Source organism: Mycobacterium sp. (assembly GCF_035506235.1).
Taxonomy (GTDB): Bacteria; Actinomycetota; Actinomycetes; order Mycobacteriales; family Mycobacteriaceae; genus Mycobacterium.
In genome coordinates this window covers 1-20,987 of record NZ_DATJPU010000259.1, presented here as the reverse complement: position 1 = coordinate 20,987, position 20,987 = coordinate 1, and the positions used below count along the sequence as shown (strand labels likewise).

At 67.7% G+C, this 20,987-nt stretch carries 19 protein-coding genes, 3 pseudogenes and 1 riboswitch; of the genes and pseudogenes, 9 read left to right on the top strand and 13 right to left on the bottom strand.

Annotated features, from left to right (window positions below):
* Positions 1–4 precede the first annotated feature (4 nt).
* Positions 5–122, bottom strand: a riboswitch (SAM riboswitch).
* Positions 123–299: 177 nt separating this feature from the next.
* Together VMD50_RS24230 and VMD50_RS24225 are read left to right on the top strand one after the other, a co-directional pair.
* Positions 300–2,546, top strand: a complete 2,247-nt coding sequence (locus tag VMD50_RS24230; RefSeq protein WP_325431517.1) for an NADP-dependent isocitrate dehydrogenase — start codon at positions 300–302, stop codon at positions 2,544–2,546.
* Positions 2,547–2,574: 28 nt separating this feature from the next.
* Entirely contained in the window at positions 2,575–3,804 is a 1,230-nt protein-coding gene (locus VMD50_RS24225; RefSeq protein ID WP_325431525.1) for an NADP-dependent isocitrate dehydrogenase, read from the top strand.
* 162 nt (positions 3,805–3,966) lie between these two features.
* On the opposite strand, the gene VMD50_RS24220 is transcribed toward VMD50_RS24225, so the two are convergent.
* Positions 3,967–4,764, bottom strand: a complete 798-nt coding sequence (locus tag VMD50_RS24220) for an alpha/beta fold hydrolase (RefSeq protein WP_325431523.1) — start codon at positions 4,762–4,764, stop codon at positions 3,967–3,969.
* A 130-nt stretch (positions 4,765–4,894) separates the two neighbouring features.
* Between VMD50_RS24220 and trpS the strand changes: the two genes are divergently transcribed.
* Both trpS and yhjD read left to right on the top strand, forming a co-directional pair.
* Positions 4,895–5,914, top strand: a complete 1,020-nt coding sequence (gene trpS / locus VMD50_RS24215; protein WP_325431515.1) for a tryptophan--tRNA ligase — start codon at positions 4,895–4,897, stop codon at positions 5,912–5,914.
* A gap of 8 nt (positions 5,915–5,922) precedes the next feature.
* Positions 5,923–6,942, top strand: a complete 1,020-nt coding sequence (gene yhjD / locus VMD50_RS24210; RefSeq protein ID WP_325431513.1) for an inner membrane protein YhjD — start codon at positions 5,923–5,925, stop codon at positions 6,940–6,942.
* Here the strand turns inward: yhjD and VMD50_RS24205 are convergent.
* From VMD50_RS24205 to dacB1, 5 genes are read right to left on the bottom strand one after another with little or no spacing between them, the layout of a single operon-like run.
* Positions 6,857–7,297, bottom strand: coding sequence for a nuclear transport factor 2 family protein (locus tag VMD50_RS24205; RefSeq protein ID WP_325431511.1), 441 nt, complete (start codon positions 7,295–7,297; stop codon positions 6,857–6,859). The genes yhjD and VMD50_RS24205 overlap by 86 nt on opposite strands.
* A complete protein-coding gene (locus VMD50_RS24200) occupies positions 7,294–7,470 on the bottom strand; it encodes a hypothetical protein (RefSeq protein WP_325431509.1) in 177 nt (58 codons plus the stop codon). The genes VMD50_RS24205 and VMD50_RS24200 overlap by 4 nt, the downstream gene beginning before the upstream one ends.
* 50 nt (positions 7,471–7,520) lie before the next feature.
* Positions 7,521–8,615: an N-acetylglucosamine-6-phosphate deacetylase gene (nagA, locus tag VMD50_RS24195; protein ID WP_414686155.1), complete on the bottom strand. Its 1,095-nt coding sequence runs from the start codon at positions 8,613–8,615 to the stop codon at positions 7,521–7,523.
* A 14-nt stretch (positions 8,616–8,629) separates the two neighbouring features.
* Positions 8,630–10,000: a sugar porter family MFS transporter gene (locus tag VMD50_RS24190; protein ID WP_325431505.1), complete on the bottom strand. Its 1,371-nt coding sequence runs from the start codon at positions 9,998–10,000 to the stop codon at positions 8,630–8,632.
* Positions 9,997–11,250, bottom strand: a complete 1,254-nt coding sequence (gene dacB1 / locus VMD50_RS24185; RefSeq protein ID WP_325431502.1) for a D-alanyl-D-alanine carboxypeptidase DacB1 — start codon at positions 11,248–11,250, stop codon at positions 9,997–9,999. Before dacB1 ends, VMD50_RS24190 begins: the two co-directional genes overlap by 4 nt.
* A 215-nt stretch (positions 11,251–11,465) precedes the next feature.
* On the opposite strand from dacB1, the gene VMD50_RS24180 reads away from it, so the two are divergent.
* Positions 11,466–11,717, top strand: coding sequence for a hypothetical protein (locus tag VMD50_RS24180; RefSeq protein WP_325431521.1), 252 nt, complete (start codon positions 11,466–11,468; stop codon positions 11,715–11,717).
* Here the strand turns inward: VMD50_RS24180 and VMD50_RS24175 are convergent.
* Entirely contained in the window at positions 11,692–13,023 is a 1,332-nt protein-coding gene (locus VMD50_RS24175; protein WP_325431500.1) for an aspartate aminotransferase family protein, read from the bottom strand. The genes VMD50_RS24180 and VMD50_RS24175 overlap by 26 nt on opposite strands.
* Positions 13,024–13,248: 225 nt before the next feature.
* On the opposite strand from VMD50_RS24175, the gene VMD50_RS24170 reads away from it, so the two are divergent.
* Positions 13,249–14,175, top strand: a complete 927-nt coding sequence (locus VMD50_RS24170) for a sigma-70 family RNA polymerase sigma factor (RefSeq protein WP_325431498.1) — start codon at positions 13,249–13,251, stop codon at positions 14,173–14,175.
* On the opposite strand, the pseudogene VMD50_RS24165 reads toward VMD50_RS24170, so the two are convergent.
* Positions 14,141–14,779: pseudogene (locus VMD50_RS24165) on the bottom strand (carboxymuconolactone decarboxylase family protein); the annotation flags it as partial. The gene VMD50_RS24170 and the pseudogene VMD50_RS24165 sit on opposite strands and share 35 nt — an antisense overlap.
* A gap of 222 nt (positions 14,780–15,001) precedes the next feature.
* Between VMD50_RS24165 and VMD50_RS24160 the strand changes: the two are divergent.
* On the top strand, positions 15,002–16,066 hold the full coding sequence (locus tag VMD50_RS24160) for a GGDEF domain-containing protein (protein WP_325431496.1): 1,065 nt from the start codon (positions 15,002–15,004) through the stop codon (positions 16,064–16,066).
* A gap of 98 nt (positions 16,067–16,164) precedes the next feature.
* Here VMD50_RS24160 and VMD50_RS24155 read toward each other — a convergent pair whose 3' ends face one another.
* Genes VMD50_RS24155 through sdhC form a run of 4 tightly spaced genes read right to left on the bottom strand, consistent with a single transcriptional unit; the run spans position 16,165 to position 19,535 of the window.
* The gene (locus VMD50_RS24155) at positions 16,165–16,959 is read right to left on the bottom strand and encodes a succinate dehydrogenase iron-sulfur subunit (protein WP_325431495.1); all 795 of its coding nucleotides are present in this window, start codon (positions 16,957–16,959) and stop codon (positions 16,165–16,167) included.
* Entirely contained in the window at positions 16,959–18,713 is a 1,755-nt protein-coding gene (sdhA, locus tag VMD50_RS24150) for a succinate dehydrogenase flavoprotein subunit (protein ID WP_325431493.1), read from the bottom strand. Before sdhA ends, VMD50_RS24155 begins: the two co-directional genes overlap by 1 nt.
* 19 nt (positions 18,714–18,732) lie before the next feature.
* Positions 18,733–19,200 carry a succinate dehydrogenase hydrophobic membrane anchor subunit gene (locus VMD50_RS24145; RefSeq protein ID WP_325431491.1) on the bottom strand — a complete coding sequence of 156 codons (468 nt, stop codon included), beginning with the start codon at positions 19,198–19,200 and terminating at the stop codon, positions 18,733–18,735.
* Positions 19,197–19,535, bottom strand: coding sequence for a succinate dehydrogenase, cytochrome b556 subunit (gene sdhC, locus VMD50_RS24140; protein WP_325431519.1), 339 nt, complete (start codon positions 19,533–19,535; stop codon positions 19,197–19,199). Before sdhC ends, VMD50_RS24145 begins: the two co-directional genes overlap by 4 nt.
* Positions 19,536–19,766: 231 nt before the next feature.
* Between sdhC and VMD50_RS24135 the strand changes: the two are divergent.
* Positions 19,767–19,995: pseudogene (locus VMD50_RS24135) on the top strand (cytidine deaminase); the annotation flags it as partial.
* Positions 19,996–20,188: 193 nt separating this feature from the next.
* Positions 20,189–20,560, top strand: a pseudogene (locus VMD50_RS24125) (adenosine deaminase); the annotation flags it as partial.
* Between the two features lie 53 nt (positions 20,561–20,613).
* On the opposite strand, the gene VMD50_RS24120 reads toward VMD50_RS24125, so the two are convergent.
* The coding region (locus VMD50_RS24120; protein ID WP_325431489.1) for a hypothetical protein at positions 20,614–20,987 on the bottom strand (374 nt) is incomplete at its 5' end.

Sequence of the window (20,987 nt, the reverse complement as noted above, 5' to 3'; positions counted from 1 at the left end):
GGCGGACCCGCGCTTGCCGCGCAGCCTGTGGCTACTAGACCTGGTCTTTCACCCGGGGCACCCCACCGCGGTTGGAGGGTTGCCGGCCAGCAAGCCGGGGCTTAGCGCTGGCGCTCATGACCGATGTGAAGCCTATCTCATAAGGCCGCGTGGATGCCAATGGGCCGATCCGGCGGCGGTCGGCACCGCAGTTCAGCGCGCGGACCTGCAGGTCGACACCTGTCCAAACACCCTTGATAACGTGGCAACCAGAACGCTGAGCCGCATCAATATCTGACAATGACGCCGGGAGATGGACCGTGTGCGCCGAACAGCCGATCGTCATCTACACGCTGACCGACGAAGCGCCACTGCTGGCGACCTACGCGTTCCTGCCGATCGTGCGCGCCTTCACCGAACCGGCGGGCATCACGGTCGAGACCAGTGACATCTCCCTGGCCGCCCGGATCCTGGCCGAGTTCCCCGATCACCTGGCCGAAGAGCAGCGGGTTCCCGACAACTTGGCGGAACTGGGCGCGCTGACGAAGCTGGCCGACACCAACATCATCAAGCTGCCGAACATCAGCGCCTCGGTGCCCCAATTGATCGCCGCGGTCAAGGAGCTGCAAGGCAAGGGATTCAAGATTCCAGACTTTCCGCAGAGCCCGAAGACCGACGAGGACAAGGAAATTCGCAACCGCTATGCCAATTGCCTTGGCAGCGCGGTCAACCCTGTACTGCGACAAGGTAATTCGGACCGCCGCGCGCCGAAGGCCGTCAAGGAGTACGCGCGCAGGCATCCCCACAGCATGGGGAAGTGGTCGCCGGCCTCGCGCACTCATGTCGCGACCATGCGGCACGGCGACTTCTACCACGGTGAGAAGTCGATGACGCTGGACCGCGCGCGCAACGTGAAGATGGTGCTGGAGACCAAGGGTGGCGAGACCCTCGAGCTCAAGGGAAAGGTCGAGCTGCGCGAAGGCGACGTCATCGACAGCATGTTCATGAGCAAAAAGGCCCTGGTCGAGTTCTACGAGGAACAGATGCAGGACGCCTACGAGACCGGCGTGATGTTCTCGCTGCACGTCAAGGCGACGATGATGAAGGTCTCCCACCCCATCGTCTTCGGCCACGCGGTGAAGGTGTTCTACAAGGACGCCTTCGCCAAGCACCAGCAGCTCTTCGACGAACTCGGCGTCGACGTCAACAACGGATTGGTCGATCTGTACAACAAGATCGAGTCGCTGCCGGCGTCGCTGCACGAGGAGATCATTCGCGACCTGCACGCCTGCCACGAGCACCGTCCCGAGCTGGCGATGGTCGATTCGGCCAAGGGCATCACCAACTTTCATTCGCCCAGCGACGTGATCGTGGACGCGTCCATGCCGGCGATGATCCGCGCGGGCGGCAAGATGTGGGGCGCCGACGGGCGGCAGAAGGACACGAAGGCCGTCAACCCCGAGTCGACTTTCTCCCGCATCTACCAGGAGATCATCAACTTCTGTAAGACGCACGGGCAATTCGACCCGGCGACGATGGGCACCGTGCCCAACGTCGGGCTGATGGCGCAGCAGGCCGAAGAGTACGGCTCGCACGACAAGACGTTCGAGATCCCCGAAGGCGGCGTCGCGAACATCGTCGACCTCGACAGCGGGGAAGTGCTGCTGACCCAGAACGTTGAGGAAGGCGACATCTGGCGGATGCCCATTGTCACGGACGAAGCCATCCGCGACTGGGTCAAGCTGGCCGTCACCCGGGCGCGTAACTCGGGCATGACGGTGGTGTTCTGGCTGGACACCGAACGGCCGCACGAGGTCGAGCTGCGCAAGAAGGTCAAGGAGTACCTGAAGGAGCACGACACCGAGGGCCTGGAAATCCAGATCATGCCGCAGGTGTGGGCCATGAGGTACACGCTGGAGCGCGCGATGCGCGGGCAGGACACCATCGCCGCCACCGGGAACATCCTGCGCGACTACCTCACCGACCTGTTCCCGATCCTGGAGCTCGGCACCAGCGCCAAGATGCTGTCCATCGTGCCCTTGATGGCCGGCGGCGGAATGTACGAGACCGGAGCGGGCGGTTCGGCGCCTAAGCACGTCCACCAACTTGTCGAGGAAAATCATCTGCGCTGGGATTCCCTCGGCGAGTTCCTCGCCCTGGGAGCGTGTTTCGAAGATATCGGGATCAAGACCGACAATGAGCGCGCGAAGATTCTGGGCAAGACGCTGGACGCAGCGATCGGCAAGCTGCTGGAGAACGACAAGAGCCCGTCGCGCAAGACCGGCGAACTCGACAACCGCGGCAGCCAGTTCTACCTCGCGCTGTACTGGGCCGAGCAGCTTGCCGCGCAGTCCGACGACGAGGAGTTGCGCGAGCAGTTCGCCGCGCTCGCCGACTCGTTGAGCCGCAACGAGGACGTTATCGTGGCCGAGCTCGCCGAAGTGCAGGGCAAGGCGGTCGACATCGGCGGCTACTATCGCCCCGACACCGAGAAGACGACTGCAGTGATGCGGCCGAGCAAAACGTTCAATGAAGCGCTGGCCGCTTCGCAAGGCTCGCAAGGTTGAGGGCCGCGAGGAGAAAGTCGAACTCGAGATGACAGGCGAATCCAAGATCAAAGTCAAAGGACCGGTAGTAGAGCTCGACGGGGACGAGATGACGCGCGTCATCTGGAAGCTGATCAAGGACATGCTGATCCTGCCCTATCTCGACATCAACCTGAAGTACTACGACCTGGGGATCGAGCACCGCGACCGCACCGACGACCAGGTGACGATCGACGCGGCCTATGCCATCAAGAAGCACGGCGTGGGCGTCAAGTGCGCGACCATCACCCCCGACGAGGCGCGAGTCCAGGAATTCAACCTCAAGAAGATGTGGCTCTCGCCCAACGGGACCATCCGGAACATCTTGGGCGGCACCATCTTCCGCGAGCCGATCGTGATCTCCAACGTGCCGCGCCTGGTCCCGGGGTGGACCAAGCCAATCGTGATCGGCCGTCACGCTTTTGGTGACCAGTACCGGGCGACGAACTTCAAGGTCGACAAGCCGGGGGCCGTCACGCTGACCTTCACGCCCGCCGACGGCAGCGAGCCGATGGTGCACGAGGTGGTGTCCATCCCCGAGGACGGCGGCGTCGTGATGGGCATGTACAACTTCAAGGACTCCATCCGCGATTTCGCGCGCGCCTCGTTCGCCTATGGCCTGAACGCCAAGTGGCCGGTGTATCTGTCCACCAAGAACACCATCCTCAAGGCCTATGACGGCATGTTCAAAGACGAGTTCCAGCGCATCTACGACGAGGAATTCAAGGACCAGTTCGAGGCCGAGGGGCTGACCTACGAGCACCGGCTCATCGACGACATGGTCGCGGCCTGCCTCAAGTGGGAGGGCGGCTACGTGTGGGCCTGCAAGAACTACGACGGCGACGTGCAGTCCGACACCGTCGCGCAGGGCTACGGATCGCTGGGGTTGATGACCTCGGTGCTGATGACCGCCGACGGCAGGACGATAGAGGCCGAGGCCGCGCACGGCACGGTCACGCGCCACTTCCGCCAGTACCAGGCCGGCAAGCCCACCTCGACGAACCCGATCGCGTCGATCTTCGCCTGGACCCGGGGACTGCAGCACCGCGGCAAGCTCGACGACACCCCGGAGGTGATCGAGTTCGCCCAGAAGCTGGAAGAGGTCGTCATCGCCACCGTCGAGGGCGGCAAGATGACCAAGGACCTCGCCATCCTCATCGGTCCCCACCAGGAGTGGCAGCAAAGCGAGGAATTCCTGAACTCCATCGCCGAAAACCTGGAGAAGGCCCTAGCCGGCTAGCATCGTGAGTCGTTAATTCATCGACACTGTGCTGGTGCGCTTGTCGGCAGCGAATGGGCTGTCTCGGCAACCGAGATCGACGTCAGCGTGCTGTTCTCTCACACTTCTTCGCGTTAACGTCGATCTCGATAGAACTTGACTAGGGGGCCGGGCTGACCAGCTCTAGCCGATCGACTTTTCGCGGCCCGGGGACGGGCAGCATTCCTCGATGAAGTCGGTGATCACCCGGGTGATGCGCTCGGGCGCCTCGAACATCGGGACATGCCCGACGCTGTCGAGCTTGGTGACCTTGTGGCTTTCGTCCGGCAGGTGGGTGGTGAAATGCCGGCTGAACCTGGGCGCGGGGATGATCCGGTCCTTCTCGCAGACCACCAGGTGCGCCGGGACGGCGTTGAGCGCGAGCTCCCGCAGGCCGTGCAACAGCGTCGCCTTGACCAGCAGCTGGAAGTAGGCGGGGCAGTGCCTGACGTCGTCGATGATGGCGGACAGCTGGCGCTCGCTGACGCCGTCCGGTTTGGCGCTGATGGCGTAGGTGGCCAACCGGCGGCTGAATGGCAGGTGCAGGACGCGCGGCCCGAACGCCCAGGCGAGCAGCAACAGCGGGATGCCCAGGATGAACTTGGCGATCACCTCGAACTTCGCCGGGGTCCAGCGCGTCCAACCGCCGGCTGGGGCGATGCCGGTGACGCTGCGCGCCCGGCCGCGCCGCTCCAGCTCGAAGGCGACCCAGCCGCCCAGTGAGTTGCCGACGATGTGGGCGGTCTTCCAGCCCAGTTCGTCCATCTGGCGCTCCACGTGATCGGCGAGCACCTCCGACGACAGGAACCAGGTGCCGGCGGGCGGCCCGCCGTTGTGCCCGGCCATCGTCGGCGCGAAGACCTCGTAGCGGCCGGTGTCGGCCAGCTGCTGCGCCACGTCCTCCCACACCGACTGCGACAGCAGGAACGGGTGCAGCAGCAGGATCGGCTCTCCGGAACCGAGATGGATCGGCGGACGCATCGGCGGACGATTCCCCATCCTCCCGACATTAAATGCGGTACCGGCGGTACCGCAACCGGCCCGGATTCCTGCGTGAAAAGATCGGGGCATCATGAGCACCGCTACCGGATCCCGCCGGATTTTCTCCGGCGTGCAACCCACTTCCGACTCGCTTCACCTCGGCAACGCGCTGGGCGCCGTCAGCCAGTGGGTCGCACTGCAAGACGACCACGACTCGTTCTTCTGCGTCGTCGACCTGCACGCCATCACCGTCCCGCAGGACCCCGAGGCGCTGCGGCGCCGGACCCTGGTCACCGCCGCCCAGTACCTTGCGCTGGGCATCGACCCCGGCCGCAGCACCGTCTTCGTGCAGAGCCACGTGCCCGCCCACACCCAGCTGGCGTGGGTGCTCGGTTGCTTCACCGGCTACGGCCAGGCGTCGCGGATGACGCAGTTCAAGGACAAGTCGGCGCGCCAGGGCAGCGAGGCGACCACCGTCGGCCTGTTCACCTACCCGGTGTTGCAGGCCGCCGACGTGCTGGCCTACGACAGCGATCTGGTGCCCGTGGGTGAGGACCAGCGCCAGCACCTCGAGCTGGCCCGCGACATCGCCCAGCGGTTCAACAGCCGCTTCCCGGACACGTTCGTGGTTCCCGACGTGCTCATTCCCAAGGCGACCGCCAAGATCTATGACCTGCAACTGCCGACGGCGAAGATGAGCAAATCGGCTTCCACCGACGCTGGCCTGATCAACCTGCTCGACGATCCGGCGTTGTCGGCCAAGAAGATTCGCTCCGCCGTGACCGACAGCGAGCGCGAGATCCGGTACGACACCGAGGCCAAGCCGGGCGTGTCGAACCTGCTCACCATCCAGTCGGCCGTCACCGGGGTCGGCATCGACAAGCTCGTCGACGGCTACGCCGGGCGCGGCTACGGCGACCTGAAGAAGGACACCGCGGAGGCCGTCGTCGAGTTCGTGAGCCCGATCAAGGCGCGCGTCGACGAATTGCTGGCCGACCGAGCCGAATTGGAGTCGGTGCTCGCCACCGGCGCGGAGCGCGCCGAGGATGTGGCCGGGAAAACCGTTCGGCGGGTTTACGATCGGTTAGGTTTCCTTCCGCAGCGGGGATAGGTTTCACCATGAGCGAGCCGGCCAAGCCCGGGGTCCTGGATCGGTTGCGGGCACGGTTCGGATGGTTCGACCACGTCATGCGCGCCTACGGGCGCTTCGACGAGCGCAGCGGCGGGTTCTACGCCGCCGGCCTCTCGTACTACACGATCTTCGCGCTATTCCCTTTGCTCATGGTCGGTTTCGCGGCGTTCGGATTCATGCTGTCGCGCCGGCCCCAGCTGCTGAACACGATCGACGACCAGATCCGGTCCTCGGTGTCCGGCGCTCTCTCGCAGCAGCTGGTGGACCTGATGAATTCGGCGATCGACGCGCGGACCTCGGTCGGCGTCATCGGCCTGGCCACCGCGGCCTGGGCGGGGCTGGGGTGGATGTCGCATCTGCGGGAGGCGATGACCGAGATGTGGTGGGAGGAGCGCATCGAGTCGCCGGGCTTTGTGCGCGGCAAGCTTTCGGACCTGCTGGCGCTGCTGGGGACGTTCGGGGTGACCATGGCCACCATCGCCATCACCACCCTCGGCAATGAGGCGCCTGCGCTGATGAAATGGCTTGGGATACCGCAGCGTTCGGTGTTCGACTGGCTCTTCTGGCTCCTATCGATATTGATAGCCGTAGCGGTGTCGTGGCTGCTGTTCACCTGGATGATCGCCCGGCTGCCGCGCCAGAAGGTCAGCCTGGTCGCCTCGGCGCGTGCCGGGCTGCTGGCGGCGGTCGGCTTCGAAGTGTTCAAACAGGTGGCGTCGATCTATTTGAGGGTCGTGCTGCGCAGCCCGGCGGGTGCCACCTTCGGGCCGGTGTTGGGGCTGATGGTGTTCTCCTACATCACCGCGTACCTGGTGCTGTTCGCCGCCGCCTGGGCCGCCACCGCGTCCACCGATCCGCGCGCCAAGCCCGTCGATCCCCCGCCGCCCGCGGTCATCGCCCCGCGGGTGGTGGACGAGGGGCTCAGCACCCGTCAGACGCTGACCGCGATGGGCGTGGGAGCCGCTGGGGCGCTGGCGTTTTCCCGGCTCGCCCGCCGGCTTCGATAGCCGCGCGCATCCGCTCGGCGAACACCGTGGCCGCCCGCAGCGGGCGCACCATGACCGTGATCTCGTCGATCAGGCCGTCCTCCCGGGTACGCAGGAAATCGCAGCCCTGGATCCCCAGACCCGCCACCGTGGCGCGAAAAGTCAGCGCGTGCTCGCCGGCGCCCGTCAGCTCCTTCTCGAAACGAAAGCCGTCGAGCACGCCGGCCACAGCGGCGATGATGGCCGCGATCGCGCCCCGGCCGCGGTAGGGCCGGTGCGCGACCGGGCTGTGCAGCACGGCGTCCTCGGTGAACAGGTCGCCGATGGTGTCGAGTTCGCCGGACTCGACGGCGGCGCGGAACGGGTGCACGCTCACAGGCCGAGCGTTCTGCCGACGGCCGCCGTGACGGCCGCGACGAAGATCGCGGCGGTCAGCGCGACGTTGCGCGGTTCGCGCAGGTAGGCGTGCGAGCCGATGGCGCCGACCATGACGACCGCGAACCCGACCGCGGCGAGCGACGCCCGCAGCGTCCACAGCAGCACGCTCATCATGACCTCCTCCGTTGACGGCGACTCAGAGGTATGACGTGATGGCGGCCCTAGATGTGACGCCAATCGCCGCGGACCATGACGGCGTGGACTTCCAAAGAGCCGTCGAGCACAACGAGATTGGCCTCAAAGTCCGGGCGCAGGGCGCCCGCGCGGGGCAGCCCGAGGGCCCGCGCGGGCGTGGCCGCGGTCATCCGCGCCGCGGCGGCGAGTCCCGCGTCCCCGGCCACGGCGCGGAAGATCGTATCCATCGTGGCGGTGCTGCCGGCGATCGTCGACGTTCCGCGCACCCGCGCCACACCGGATGCGACATCGATCGGCACCGCGCCGAGCCGAAAGGCCCCGTCGCCGCAGCCGGCCGCCGCGATCGCATCGGTCACCAGAGCTACCCGGTCGGGCCCCGCGCCCCGGATCACCGCCCGCACCACCTCCGGGTGGACGTGCACGCCGTCGGCGATGAGTTCGACGGTCACAGCCGGATCCTGCAGCAGCGCGAGCGCGGGCCCAGGCTCGCGGTGGTGCAGCGGCGGCATCGCGTTGAACAGATGGGTGCCGACCGTGGCACCCGCGGCGATGGCCCGTCTGGTCTGTTCGTACGTCGCGTCGGTATGCCCCACCGCCACAACGACACCCGCGCCCACGAAGCGGCGGATCGCCTCCTGTGCTCCCGGCAACTCGGGCGCCAGCGTCACCAGCCGGATCGCGCCGCCGCCGGCGGTGAGCACCGCGTCGATCTCGGCGGGATCCGGGTCGCGCATCCGGGCGGGGTCGTGGGCGCCGCAGCGCCCCCGGCTCAGCCACGGCCCCTCCAGGTGGATGCCCGCGACGGTGCGCCGCCGGGCGGCCGCGGCGAGCGCACGCACGCCGGCGATCAGCTCCGCCGGCGAGGCGGTGACCAGGCTGGCCAGCGTCGTCGTGGTGCCGTGCTCCAGGTGGAATGCGGCGGCGGTGTCGATGCCGTCGGGGTCGGTGTAGGACGCCCCGCCGCCGCCGTGCACATGCATGTCGATAAAGCCCGGAACCGCAACGCAATCGGGGAAGTCTTCGTCGGCCGTGCGCGGCGGTGGGCCGGCCCCGCAGTCCAGGATCCGCCCGTCGGAAACCTCCAGCCACCCGGGCCGGCCGACCTGATCGTCGAGGACCATGGTCCCCGCGGCGATCAGTCGCACTGGTTGTCCCAGTGGCCGCCGTTTTCCCAGAAGTGACTGATCTCCTCGAGTTGGCGCCCCTTGGTCTCCGGGGCGAACCGGTAGACGAAGGCGAACGCGACCACCGCGAGCAGCGCGAACACCGCGAATGTCCCTGCGCCGCCGAGGGAATGCAGCATCGTGAGGAAGACGGCGGCGACGATCGCGTTGGCGACCAGGTTGGACGTGAGCATCGCGCTCGACCCGAGGGACCGCAGCCGGGACGGGAAGCTTTCGCTCGCGTACACCCAGCCCAGCGAGCCGAAACCCAGCGTGTAGCCGATGATGAACAGCAGCACGCCGGCGAACCCGAACACCAGCCCCGCGCCGCCGAGACGCCCCTGGGCGAACACGGCCAGCAGGACGATGTCGGCGACGATCATCATCGCGATACCGCACAACAGGATCGGGCGCCGGCCCAGCCGGTCGACGAGCAGCAGCGCGGTGCACACGGCCGCCAAGCCGGCGACCTGAACGAGCGCCGGCAACCCCAGCAGCGCGAAATTGCCCCTGAAGCCCATGGCTTCGAATATCCGGGGGCTGTAGTAGATGATCGCGTTGATGCCGGTGATCTGGATCAGGAAACCGAGCGTGACCACGAAGACGGTGGCCCGCAGGTAGGGCTTTCGCAGCATCTCGGCGAAGCCGCCGCTACCTTCGCCCAGGGCCCGGCCGATCTCGGCGAGCTCCTCGTCGACCTGCGCGTCCGGCTCGATGCGCAACAACGCCCGGCGGGCGTCGCCGGGCCGGCCCTTCAGCAGGTACCACCGGGCCGTGTCGGGCATCCGGATCAGCAAGGGCAGCAGCAGAATTGCGGGCACGGCGGCCAGGCCCAGCATCCACCGCCAGCTGTGGGTGCCGGCCAACAGGTAACCGGTCAGGTAGCCGATGATCAGCGCGCTGACGATCGCCAGTTGATAGGCCGTCAGGAGCGAGCCGCGCACCGCCGCCGGCGCCGATTCGGCCACGTACACCGGGACGACCACCACCGTCACGCCGATGGTCAGGCCGAGCAGAAAGCGCGCCGCCAACAGCATCGGCAGCGAGACCGAGAGCGCGGCCAGCAGCGCGAACAGCGCGTAGCTGACGGCGATCAGCACCATCGACTTCTTGCGCCCGATGGCGTTGGCGAGCACGCCGGCACCGAGTGCCCCGGCGATCTGGCCGATCACCACCATCGTCGTCAGGAGTTCTTGTTGCCGGGTGGTGAGTCCGAAGTCCTCGGTGACGAACAGCTGCGCCGCGGCGATGATGGACAGGTCGTAACCGTAGAGGACGCCGACGCTGGCGGCGGTGAGCCCGACCCGCAGGCCCCGCCGCGGGACGGCCGGCCCTGATTTCAACGGTGTTGCGGTCGGCGGTTCATCGAGCGTGCGACCATGATCAAACTAAACACGATGATCGTGCCGATCACCGCAACGCCCACCCGCACCGGCAGCGCGTCCGCCGACGGCATGAACCCGGCGGCCTGCGCGCCGCCGCCTGGCCGGTCGGTGGCGCCGTCATGGCGGGTCGGCAGCAGCGCGGGATCGGGTTCGATCAGCGTGCCCACCTGGGTGCCCCGCGGCGTGCTGAACCCGTAGTCCAGCAGGTGCGCCGCCTGTTCCCACGGCGCGATCGGCTGCCGCGTGCCGTGCAGCAGCACCGCCATCAGCCGTCGCCCGTCGTGGTTGGCCGCGCCCACGAACGTCTGGCCCGCGTCGTCGGTGTAGCCGGTCTTGCCGCCCATGGCGCCGGGATACTTGTAGAGCAGCTGGTTGTCGTTCTCCAGCTCGTAGCCGGGGTGGTCGCCGTGGCCGGGGAAGTCGAAGGTCCGCGTCGCGACGATGTCAGCGAAGGTGGGGTTCTGCCAGGCGTAGCGGTAGAACAGCCCGATGTCGTAGGCCGACGTGCTCATGCCGGGGCCGTCCAGCCCGGACGGGGTCGCCACCCGGGTGTCTTGGCCGCCGAGCTTGGTGGCCAGCACGTTGATCTTGTCCAGCGCCTGCTGCATGCCGCCGAGTTGCATGGCCAGCGCGTGCGCGGCGTCGTTGCCCGAGTGCATCAGCAGCCCGTGCAGCAGCTGGTTGACGGTGAACACGCCGCCCTCCTCGACGCCGACCTTGGTGCCCTCGGCGGCCGCGTCGTCGGCGGTGCCCTGGACGGACTTGTTGAGCGGTAACGCGTTGAGGGACGCCATCGCGACCAGCACCTTGATGATGCTGGCCGGGCGGTGCCGCCCGTGCGGGTCCTTGGCGGCGATGACGGCGCCGCTGTCCAGGTCCGCCACGAGCCACGCGTCGGCCGACACGTCGCCCGGCAGCGGGGCGGTGTCGGGTGCCGCGACGACGCCGCAGCTGCTCAGCGCCTCGCCACCGACCGGCTTGGGGGGCACCGCCAGCGGCATCGGCGGATCACCGGCGGCCGGGACCTCCGACGAATCCACCGCGGGCGGGGTGTTCACCTGGTACGGGCAGTTCCCGGGACCGGCGTTGGGGCCCGCGGGCGGTTCGGCGAACGCGGTCGGCAGCCCCGGCGCGGCGGGCGCGGCGAACAGGAAAATGGCCGCTGCCAGGCACGATGCGGGGCGTACGAAAGCTCTTGAGCGGGGCATTGTGAGTGCAGAGTAGGCGATCAAGCGGCCGATTCCCGGGAGCCGCGCTGTGACTGGTGGGACGGATGTTACAAATCCCCCGAACGAGCCGCGATCGCCTCGAAGCACTACGCTGTCATGCGGTCGGTTGACCACCATCGATCCCCACCGAAGGGCTTGCCATTCAGAACAGATTTTGGTCGAAGTGGCGGCGCGACGGCGAGGGCCCGCGGTCGCTGGAACAACTGCTCAAGCAGGTCGAGAAGGGCACCCAGGTCCGGCACTCCGGGCTCGACCGGGTGTTGACGGAGCTGAAGCAGCATCGCGATGCCGCGCCCGAGGGCGACCTGCGGTCGGCGCTCACCTGGCTCTGCAACGCCCAGACGCGGATGGCGAACAACCCGGGCACCGCGCATTCGCGCGAGGTGTTGCTGGCCGCGTACGAGGTCAATCGGGTCCTGGCTACAGCCGGCGAGACTCATCGCTGAGCACGCCGCGCAGGGCGGCCTCGATGGTGTCGAACTCGGCCTGGCCGCTGATCAGCGGCGGCGCCAGCTGGACGACGGAATCGCCGCGGTCGTCGGTGCGGCAGTACAACCCGGCCTCAAAGAGCGCCGAGGAGACCCGGCCGAGCAGCGGCCCCCGTTCGTCGTCGCCGAAGGTCCACTTGGTCGCCTGGTCCTTGACCAGTTCCACGCTGTAGAAATATCCCCCACCGCGCACGTCGCCGACGATGGGCAGGTCGTACAGCTTCTCCAGAGTGGCGCGGAAAGCCGGCGCGTGGTGTCTGACGCGCTCGTTGAGGCCCTCGCGCTCGAAGCTGTCGAGGTTGGCCAGCGCCACCGCGGTTGACACCGGATGGCCGCCGAACGTATAGCCGTGCGGGAACATGGTTTTGCCGTCGTTGAACGGCTCGAATAACCGCTCGCTGGCGATCATCGCGCCCAGGGGCGAGTAGCCCGACGTCAGGCCCTTGGCGCAGGTGATCATGTCGGGCACGTAGCCGAAATCGTCACAGGCGAACATCGACCCGATCCGGCCGAAGGCGCAGATCACCTCGTCGGAGACCAGCAGCACGTCGTAGGAGTCGCAGATCTGGCGCACCCGTTCGAAATAGCCTGGGGGAGGTGGGATCGAGCCGCCCGCGTTTTGTACCGGTTCCAGAAATACCGCCGCGACGGTGTCGGGCCCCTCAAATTCGATCGCCTCGGCGATGCGGTCGGCGGCCCACCGCCCGAAGCCGTTGGGGTCGTTGGCGAACGGGTCGGGCGCGCGGTAGAAGTTGGTGTTGGGCACCCGGAAGCCGCCCGGGGTCACCGGCTCGAACGGCGCCTTGTACCGCGGCAGCCCGGTGATCGCCAGCGCGCCCTGCGTGGTGCCGTGGTAGGCGATCGACCGCGAAATCACCTTGTGCTTACCGGGTTTGCCGGTGAGCTTGAAGTACTGCTTGGCCACCTTCCAGGCGGTCTCGACGGCCTCGGTGCCGCCGCTGGTGAAGAAGACCCGGTTCAGGTCGCCCGGCGCGTGGCCCGCAAGCCGCTCGGCGAGCTCGATCGCGGTCGGGGTGGCATACCCCCAGAGCGGGAAGTACGCCAGCGTGCCGGCCTGCCGGGCGGCGACCTCGGCGAGTTCGGCGCGGCCGTGGCCGACCTGCACCGTGAACAACCCGGACAGCCCGTCGAGGTAGCTTCTGCCGCGGTCGTCGAAGATGGTGACCCCCTCGCCGCGGGTGATGATCGGCGGCGCGATGCCGGGGCCGTGCCGGGCGAAGTGCAACCAAAGGTTCTGGGTCATCCTGCCGCTGAGCGTAGCGCGCCGGCCTCCATTGCCCGGCTCTCCCCCGCAAGCGGGGGACCCCCAACCGCGCCGTTCCGGCGCTCGCCGTCGCCGGCTAGCCTCGATTGCCCGGCTCCTTTCTCGCGCCGTTCCGGCGCTCGCCGTCGCCAGGCTAGCCTCGAACGCCCGGCTCCTTTCTCGCGTCGTTCCGGCGCTCGCCGTCGCCAGGCTAGGCTCGCTTCTATGACCGCAGCGCAGCAGGTCAGCGAGTTCGAGGCCCTGCGACCGCATCTCATGTCGGTTGCCTACCGGCTGACCGGCACGGTGGCCGACGCCGAGGACATCGTCCAGGAGGCCTGGCTGCGCTGGCACGGGCAGGACCAAGCGATCTCGGACCTGCGGGCGTGGCTGACCACCGTGGTGAGCAGGCTGGGCCTGGACCGGTTGCGCTCGGCCGCGCATCGCCGCGAGATCTACACCGGCAACTGGCTGCCCGAGCCGGTGGTCACGGGATTTCCCAGTTCCCAACAAGCCGACCCGCTGTCGGCCGTGGTAGCCAGCGAGGACGCCCGGTTCGCGGCGATGGTGGTGCTGGAGCGCCTGTCGCCCGACCAGCGGGTCGCGTTCGTGCTGCACGACGGCTTCGCCGTGCCGTTCGCCGACGTGGCCGAGGTGCTGGGCACCAGCGAGGCCGCCGCGCGGCAGCTGGCGTCAAGGGCCCGCGCGGCTTTGAAAAGGGAAGCGGCGCAGCCACCGCCGAAGCCCGACCCCTCGCACAACGAGGTGGTCGGCCGGTTGATGGCCGCCATGGCGACCGGCGACCTGGAGGCCGTGGTGGCGCTGCTGCATCCGGACGTGATCTTCACCGGCGATTCAAATGGCAAGGCGCCCACGGCAGTCCAGGTCATCCACGGGGCGGACAAGGTGGCCCGGTTCATGTTCGGCCTGGCCCGCCGCTACGGCCCGGCGTTCTTCACGGCGAACCAGCTGGGGCTGGTCAACGGCGAACTGGGCGTCTACACGGCGGGCAGCCCCGGCGACGACGGCCACCGGGAAATGCTGCCGCGGATCCTCGCGATAACGGTGCGCGACGGAAAGGTCTGCGCCCTATGGGATATCGCCAACCCGGACAAGTTCACCGGCTCCCCGCTGCGGGAGCTGCCTCGCTAGCCCACGGAATGCGGCAGGCGTCACCGGAATTGAAGCCCTGCTCGGTGATGCCCAGCGCGGAGTTCACCCGCGCCCGCATGTTCTCCAGCCCGATCTGATACGTCAACTCGAACACGCCGGCGTCGCCGAAGCGGGCCCTCAGGTCGATGACCTGCTCGTCGGTGACGGTGTGGGGGTCGGTGGTCATGGCGCCGGCGTAGGCGATGGCGGCGCGCTCGTCGTCGCTGAAAAGTGGTGAAGTCGCGTAGTTTTCTATGTCCGCAAGCCGCTCCATGTCCAGGCCGTTCAGGCGCTGCAGCATCGACCCGAAGTCGACGCACCACGAACAGCCGATCGCGCGCGCGGTCCAGTACACCGCGAGCTCGTGCACGCTGACCGGGAGCGTCTTGGATGCCCGCTCGACCATGGTTTCGTGCACGGCGCCGGCGATCATCAGTTTGCGGTGATGCGCAGACACGGCGAACGGTTCGGGCACCTGGCCGTAACGCCGCTTGGCTATCGCATACATGGCGCGGGTCAGCAGCCCGGCGCGCTTGGGGGGCAGTGGCTCGATGCGGGTTTTCTGAGTCATACCCCTGAGACGAGACAGGCGCGCGACGTGTGACAGCGCGCATCGCTCGCACCAATTGGCGACTTTCGAAGGTGGTATCACATGCGCTAGCACGTTCGCGGATCGAGTGGTGAGGGTGGCGCGGAACTTATGTGGCGGATGTTGACTACTGAAGCGGCACGCGAAGGCAATCGCCTGATCGCCCGCGAGAGAGCCGTAGCATGCGGCTAGCCTCTCGACGGGGGGTGGCGACTGGGGAGCGAGTGAGAATTCACGATGACCGCGCTGTTTAGCCGACGGGCCGATCAGTATGACTGGCTGTCCGGTTACCTTGCCTCGCGGGGGATCAGCGGTGCCACCCGCGCCCTCATTGCACTCATAGCGGCGTCGTTGGTGTTGTGCCTTCTCGCGCTGCTGGCCGGCTCGGACGGTCCCCAGGGACCGGTGCCGGTAACGATGACGTGGGTTGCCGTCGCCGGTGGGGTGGTGGGAGTGCTGCTGTGGATCTGGCGCTGGCCGACGCGAACGCAATCAATCGTTTTCGCCATGACGTGCAATACCGCCGTCGCCCTGGCGTGCCTGGCGCACCCGAACCCGTTGGCCGCGCTGATCGGGTGTGTTGCCTTCGCGACCTTCGGCGCCTACATGGCGTTCTTTCACACGACGGGACTCGTGCTGTATAACTTCGCGGTCGCCGCCGCCGTCGGCTCCTGGGAGGCGGTGTCGCTGGCGAGATCGGGACACCCCAGCCTCGCAGGGGTGGATCTGTGGCTGGTGATCGAGGTCAACATCGCCCTACCGCTGGCCATTCGAATCCTGGTGCGCGCCTTGTCGGGAGACCTGCTGCGTGCCGACCGCGACCCGTTGACGGGCCTGCTCAACAGGCGCGCGTTCCGGCACGAGGCACTGGGGATGATCCTGGCCCGACGGGGCATCGACACCCACCTCGTGGTGATGCTGATCGATCTCGACAATTTCAAGGCCCTCAACGACCGGTGTGGCCACGCCGCGGGGGACCACGCGCTGGTCCAAGTGGCCCAGGCGCTGTTGGCCGCCGCCGACAACCAGGCGGTGGTGGCGCGAAGCGGCGGTGAGGAATTCCTCTTGGCCGGCACTTCTTCGGGCTGCAACGCCGAGTCGCTGGCCGCGCAGCTGTGCCGGGCCATCGCGGGCTCGACCGCGGGAGTGACCGCCAGCATCGGCACCGCCTGCGCGCGTCTCACTGACCCCGCACCCGAACCCCAGGCACTACTGGAGGAGCTGATCACCGCCTCCGATGCCGCGATGTACCACGCCAAGCGGTTGGGGGGAAACCAAAGTCATCATCACGAACTTTGCTGACGGGTGCGTTGAGTCTCGTCGGCCGCGAGCGTCACGCTGGCGTGACGCTCGGCGCCGAACGCCACGCTGGCATGACGCTCGGCGACAAAACGGGCTGATCAGCGCGAGTACATGATCGCGCGCTTGACCTCCTGGATCGCCTTGGTGACCTCGATGCCGCGGGGGCAGCATTCGGTGCAGTTGAACGTCGTCCGGCATCGCCAGACGCCGTCCACCTCGTTGAGGATGTCGAGCCGCTCGGCGGCGGCCTCGTCGCGGCTGTCGAAGATGAAGCGGTGGGCATTGACGATCGCCGCCGGCCCGTAGTAACTGCCCTCGTTCCAGAACACCGGGCAGCTGGTGGTGCAGCAGGCGCACAGGATGCACTTGGTGGTGTCGTCGTAGCGGGCGCGGTCCGTCGGGCTCTGGATGCGTTCCCGCGTAGGAGGATTCCCGCTGGTGATCAGGTAGGGCTTCACCGCCCGGTAGGCGTCGAAGAACGGCTCCATGTCGACGACCAGGTCCTTCTCCACCGGCAGCCCCCGGATCGGTTCGACCGTGATGGTCAGCGACTTTCCCGGTTTCTTTGGCAACAGGTCCCGTATCAGCACCTTGCAGGCCAGCCGGTTGACCCCGTTGATGCGCATCGCGTCCGACCCGCAGACCCCGTGGGCGCAGGATCGCCGGAACGTCAGCGTCCCGTCGAGATAGCTCTTGATGTAAATCAGCAGGTTGAGCATCCGGTCGCTGGGCAGGCACGGCACCCGGAAGCTCTGCCAGCCACCGGTTTCCGCGAATGCTTCGGGCTGGTCGGGGTTGAACCGGGCGATCTTGACGGTCACCATCACCGCGCCCTCGGGCACGGGGGGCAGGGGTGGTTCCAGCGCTGTGTCGACGTCGTGATCGACGGCCATCAGTACTTCCGTTCCTTCGGTTCGTAGCGGGTCTGCACGACGGGCTTGAAGTCCAGGGCGATGTCGCTCAGCAGGTCGGTGCCCTGCTTGTAGGCCATGGTGTGGCGCATGTAGTTGACGTCGTCGCGGTTCGGGTAGTCCTCGCGGGCGTGGCCACCGCGGGACTCCTTGCGGTTCAGCGCACCCACCACGGTGACCTCGGCCAGCTCCAGCAGGAAGCCGAGCTCGATGGCTTCCAGCAGGTCGCTGTTGTATCGCTTTCCCTTGTCGTGCACGGTGATTCGCGAGTAGCGCTCCTTCAACGCGTGGATGTCGGTGAGCGCCTGCTTCAGCGTCTCCTCGGTGCGGAACACCGCGGCGTTATTGTCCATCGACTGCTGCAGCGCGTTGCGGATGTCGGCGACGCGCTCGTTGCCTTGCTCGGACAGGATGTCGCCCACCCAGCCGACGACCATCGCCTCCGGCTCCGGCGGCATGTCGACGAAGTCGTGTCCGCGCGCGTAGTTCACCGCGGCGATGCCGGCCCGGCGGCCGAAGACGTTGATGTCCAGCAGCGAATTGGTGCCCAGCCGGTTGGCGCCGTGCACCGACACGCACGCGCACTCGCCCGCGGCGTACAGGCCCGGAACGATGGAAGTGTTGTCCCGCAACACCTGTCCGGTCACAGTGGTCGGGATGCCGCCCATCACGTAATGGCACGTCGGGTAGACCGGCACAAGCTCGTGCACCGGGTCCACGCCCAGATAGGTGCGCGCGAACTCGGTGATGTCGGGCAGCTTGGCCTCGAGCACGTCCTCGCCGAGGTGGCGGACGTCGATGTAGACGTAGTCCTTGTGCGGACCGGCGCCGCGGCCCTCCAGGACTTCGAGCACCATCGAGCGGGCGACGATGTCACGCGGCGCCAGGTCGACGATCGTCGGCGCGTAGCGCTCCATGAACCGCTCGCCCTCCCCGTTGAGCAGCCGGCCGCCCTCGCCGCGCACCGCCTCGGAGATCAGGATGCCCAGCCCGGCCAGGCCCGTCGGGTGGAACTGGTGAAACTCCATGTCCTCCAAGGGAAGTCCCTTGCGAAAGACGATGCCGATGCCGTCGCCGGTCAGCGTGAGCGCGTTGGAGGTCGTCTTGTACATCCGGCCCGAACCGCCGGTCGCGATCACGACGGCCTTGGCGTGGAACACGTGGATCTCGCCGGTGGCCAGCTTGTAGGCCACCACCCCGGTGGCCACCGGCCCGCTCGGGGTCTGCGTGAGCACCAGGTCCAGCGCGTAGAACTCGTTGAAGAACTGCACGTCGTGCTTGACGCAGTTCTGGTACAGGGTCTGCAGGATCATGTGGCCGGTGCGGTCCGCGGCGTAGCAGGCCCGGCGCACCGGCGCCTTGCCGTGGTCGCGGGTGTGCCCGCCGAAGCGGCGCTGGTCGATGCGGCCCTCGGGGGTGCGATTGAACGGCATCCCCATCTTCTCCAGGTCGAGCACCGCGTCGATGGCCTCCTTGCACATGATCTCGACGGCGTCCTGGTCCGCGAGGTAGTCACCGCCCTTGACGGTGTCGAACGTGTGCCATTCCCAGTTGTCGTCCTCGACGTTGGCCAGCGCGGCGCACATGCCGCCCTGGGCGGCGCCGGTGTGGCTGCGGGTGGGGTACAGCTTGGTCAGCACCGCGGTCCGCACCCGGGGCCCGGCCTCGACCGCGGCGCGCATCCCGGCGCCGCCGGCGCCGACGATCACCACGTCGTATCGGTGTTGCTGGATCACGACTCGCCTTTCACGACTTTCACGAGATGTTCGGGTCGAAGGTCACCAGCACGTAGGTGCCCAGCACCAACGTGAACCCGATCGACAGCAGCAGCAGGCTGTTGAGCCAGAACCGGGTGGAGTTCTTGCGGCTGTAGTCGTCGATGATGGTGCGTAGCCCGTTGCCGCCGTGCAGCTCGGCCAGCCACAGCAGCGCCATGTCCCAGATCTGCCAGAACGGCGAATGCCAGCGCTGCGCGACGTAGTTGAAGTCGATGCGGTACACGCCGTCGTCCCACATCAGCATGATGAACAGGTGCCCGATCGCCAGGAACACCAGCGCGATCCCGGAGAACCGCATGAACAGCCACGCGAATTTCTCGAAGTTGGGGATGCCGGCGCGCCGGCGCGGCGATCGGGGATTGTCCAGGCTGGCGGGGCGGTCGTAGAAGCGCTGCTTGACCGGCGCCACCTGGCCGCGGCCGAGCTGGAGATCCGGGCTGCTCACCGGAAGTGCTCCATGATGTGGATGCCGGTCACCACGCCGGCGGGAACCATGAGCAGCAAAAAGACGATGCCGACGATCCAGAACATCAGCCGCTGGTGGCGGGGCCCCTGCGACCAGAAGTCGATCAGGATGACCCGGATCCCGTTCAGGCCGTGAAACAGCACCGCGGCGATCAGGCCGTACTCCATCAGGCCGACGATCGGCGTCTGGTAGTCGTGGATCACCGCGTTGTAGGTCTGCGGGCTCACCCGCAGCATGGCGGCGTCCAGGACGTGGACGAACAGAAAGAAGAAGACCGTCGCGCCGCTGATGCGATGCAGCACCCACGACCACATGCCGGGGTCGCCCCGATACAGGGTCCGGGGTGGTCGCCGCTTGCGCGCGGTGGCAGTACTCACCAAGTCCTCACCGCCCTTAACGTTGAAACGACAGTCAAGCCGGGCAATTCAGCCTAACCCTGCCAGCTGGAGAGTTGTGCCGAACAGTCCGCGAGGCGAACTGTCGTGTCAGAGTTAGGGTGAGCGTCTCGAGCCGGCCATCGACAGCGGGATCGCAGGGACGTGAGCATGCTCGATATCGATTGGAATGCGCTGCGCAACAAGGTAATCCAGGCTGCGACGGGTGCCTGCGCGCGCTAATCGCGATTCGCGGTCGGCGCGGCCGCGCGGGTCGACGACGGCCGCGTGGTCACCGGCTGCAATGTGGAGAACGTCTCATATGGCCTTGGTCTCTGTGCCGAGTGCGGGGTGGTGTGCGCCCTGCATTCCACCGGCGGGGGCCGGCTGGTCGCCAGCTCGGTGATGAGCAAGAAGCTGGCCGCGGGGGTCGGCGCGATCGTCCTCGACGTCAAGGTCGGCTCCGGGGCGTTGCTGGACTCCCAGGCGCAGTGCCGGGAGCTGGCGCACGCCATGGTCGAGCCGGGCGCGTGGGTGGGCAACGCGATCGAGGTGACCGCTCACCGGGCCGGCACGATGGGCGATATCGACGCGATGGCGGTGGGAATGGCAGCTTGGCGGCTCGGCGCGGGCAGTTCCCGACCTTGCGCGACAAGCGAAGCCCGTTGGAGCTGTCCCCCAGCTCCAACGTGCAGACGGTGGGGGTCAAAAGCATTGCAGAGCACCCGTTCGACCTGCTGGCCCGCACGCGGTTCCGGGTCACCGTCAACACCGACGCCCGGCTGATGAGCGACATCTCGGTGAGCCTCGAAATGTGCGGGCTGGTTGAGGCTTTCGGCTACGGGTGCGGTGACCTCGAGCGCTTCACGATCAACGCGAAGAAGTCGGCGTTCATCCCGTTCGATGAGCGGTTGGCGATCATCGACGAGGTGATCAAGCCGCGGTATGCGGTGTTGATCGGCTAGCCGTCGTCGCCGTAGGGCCCGCCGGTCGAAGAGCCGGGGCTGGTCGGTCGGTGCTAGGGGCTGCCCTTGCCGCCGGTGCCGCCGGTGGCAGTGGTCGTGGCGCCGGTGGCAAAGGCGGCCCCGCCGCCGCCACCGCCGCCGATGTTGGCGTTGCCGCCAGTGCCGCCGGTGGCGGTGCCGCCGCTTACTCCAACGCCGTTGCCGTCGGCGCCGTTCGTGCCGACGCCGCCGAGGGTCTGGCCGGTGCCGCCGACCCCGCCGGCGCCCGCGGCCGCACTCTGGGCGCTGCCGCCTTGGCCGCCGGCGCCGCCGGCGCCGCCGGTGATAGCGCCGCCGCCGCCACCACCACCGCCGGCGCCGGCTTTAGTACCGGGGGTGACGCTGGTGTGGCCGCCGCCGCCGCCGGCCCCGCCGCCGGGGCCGTGGC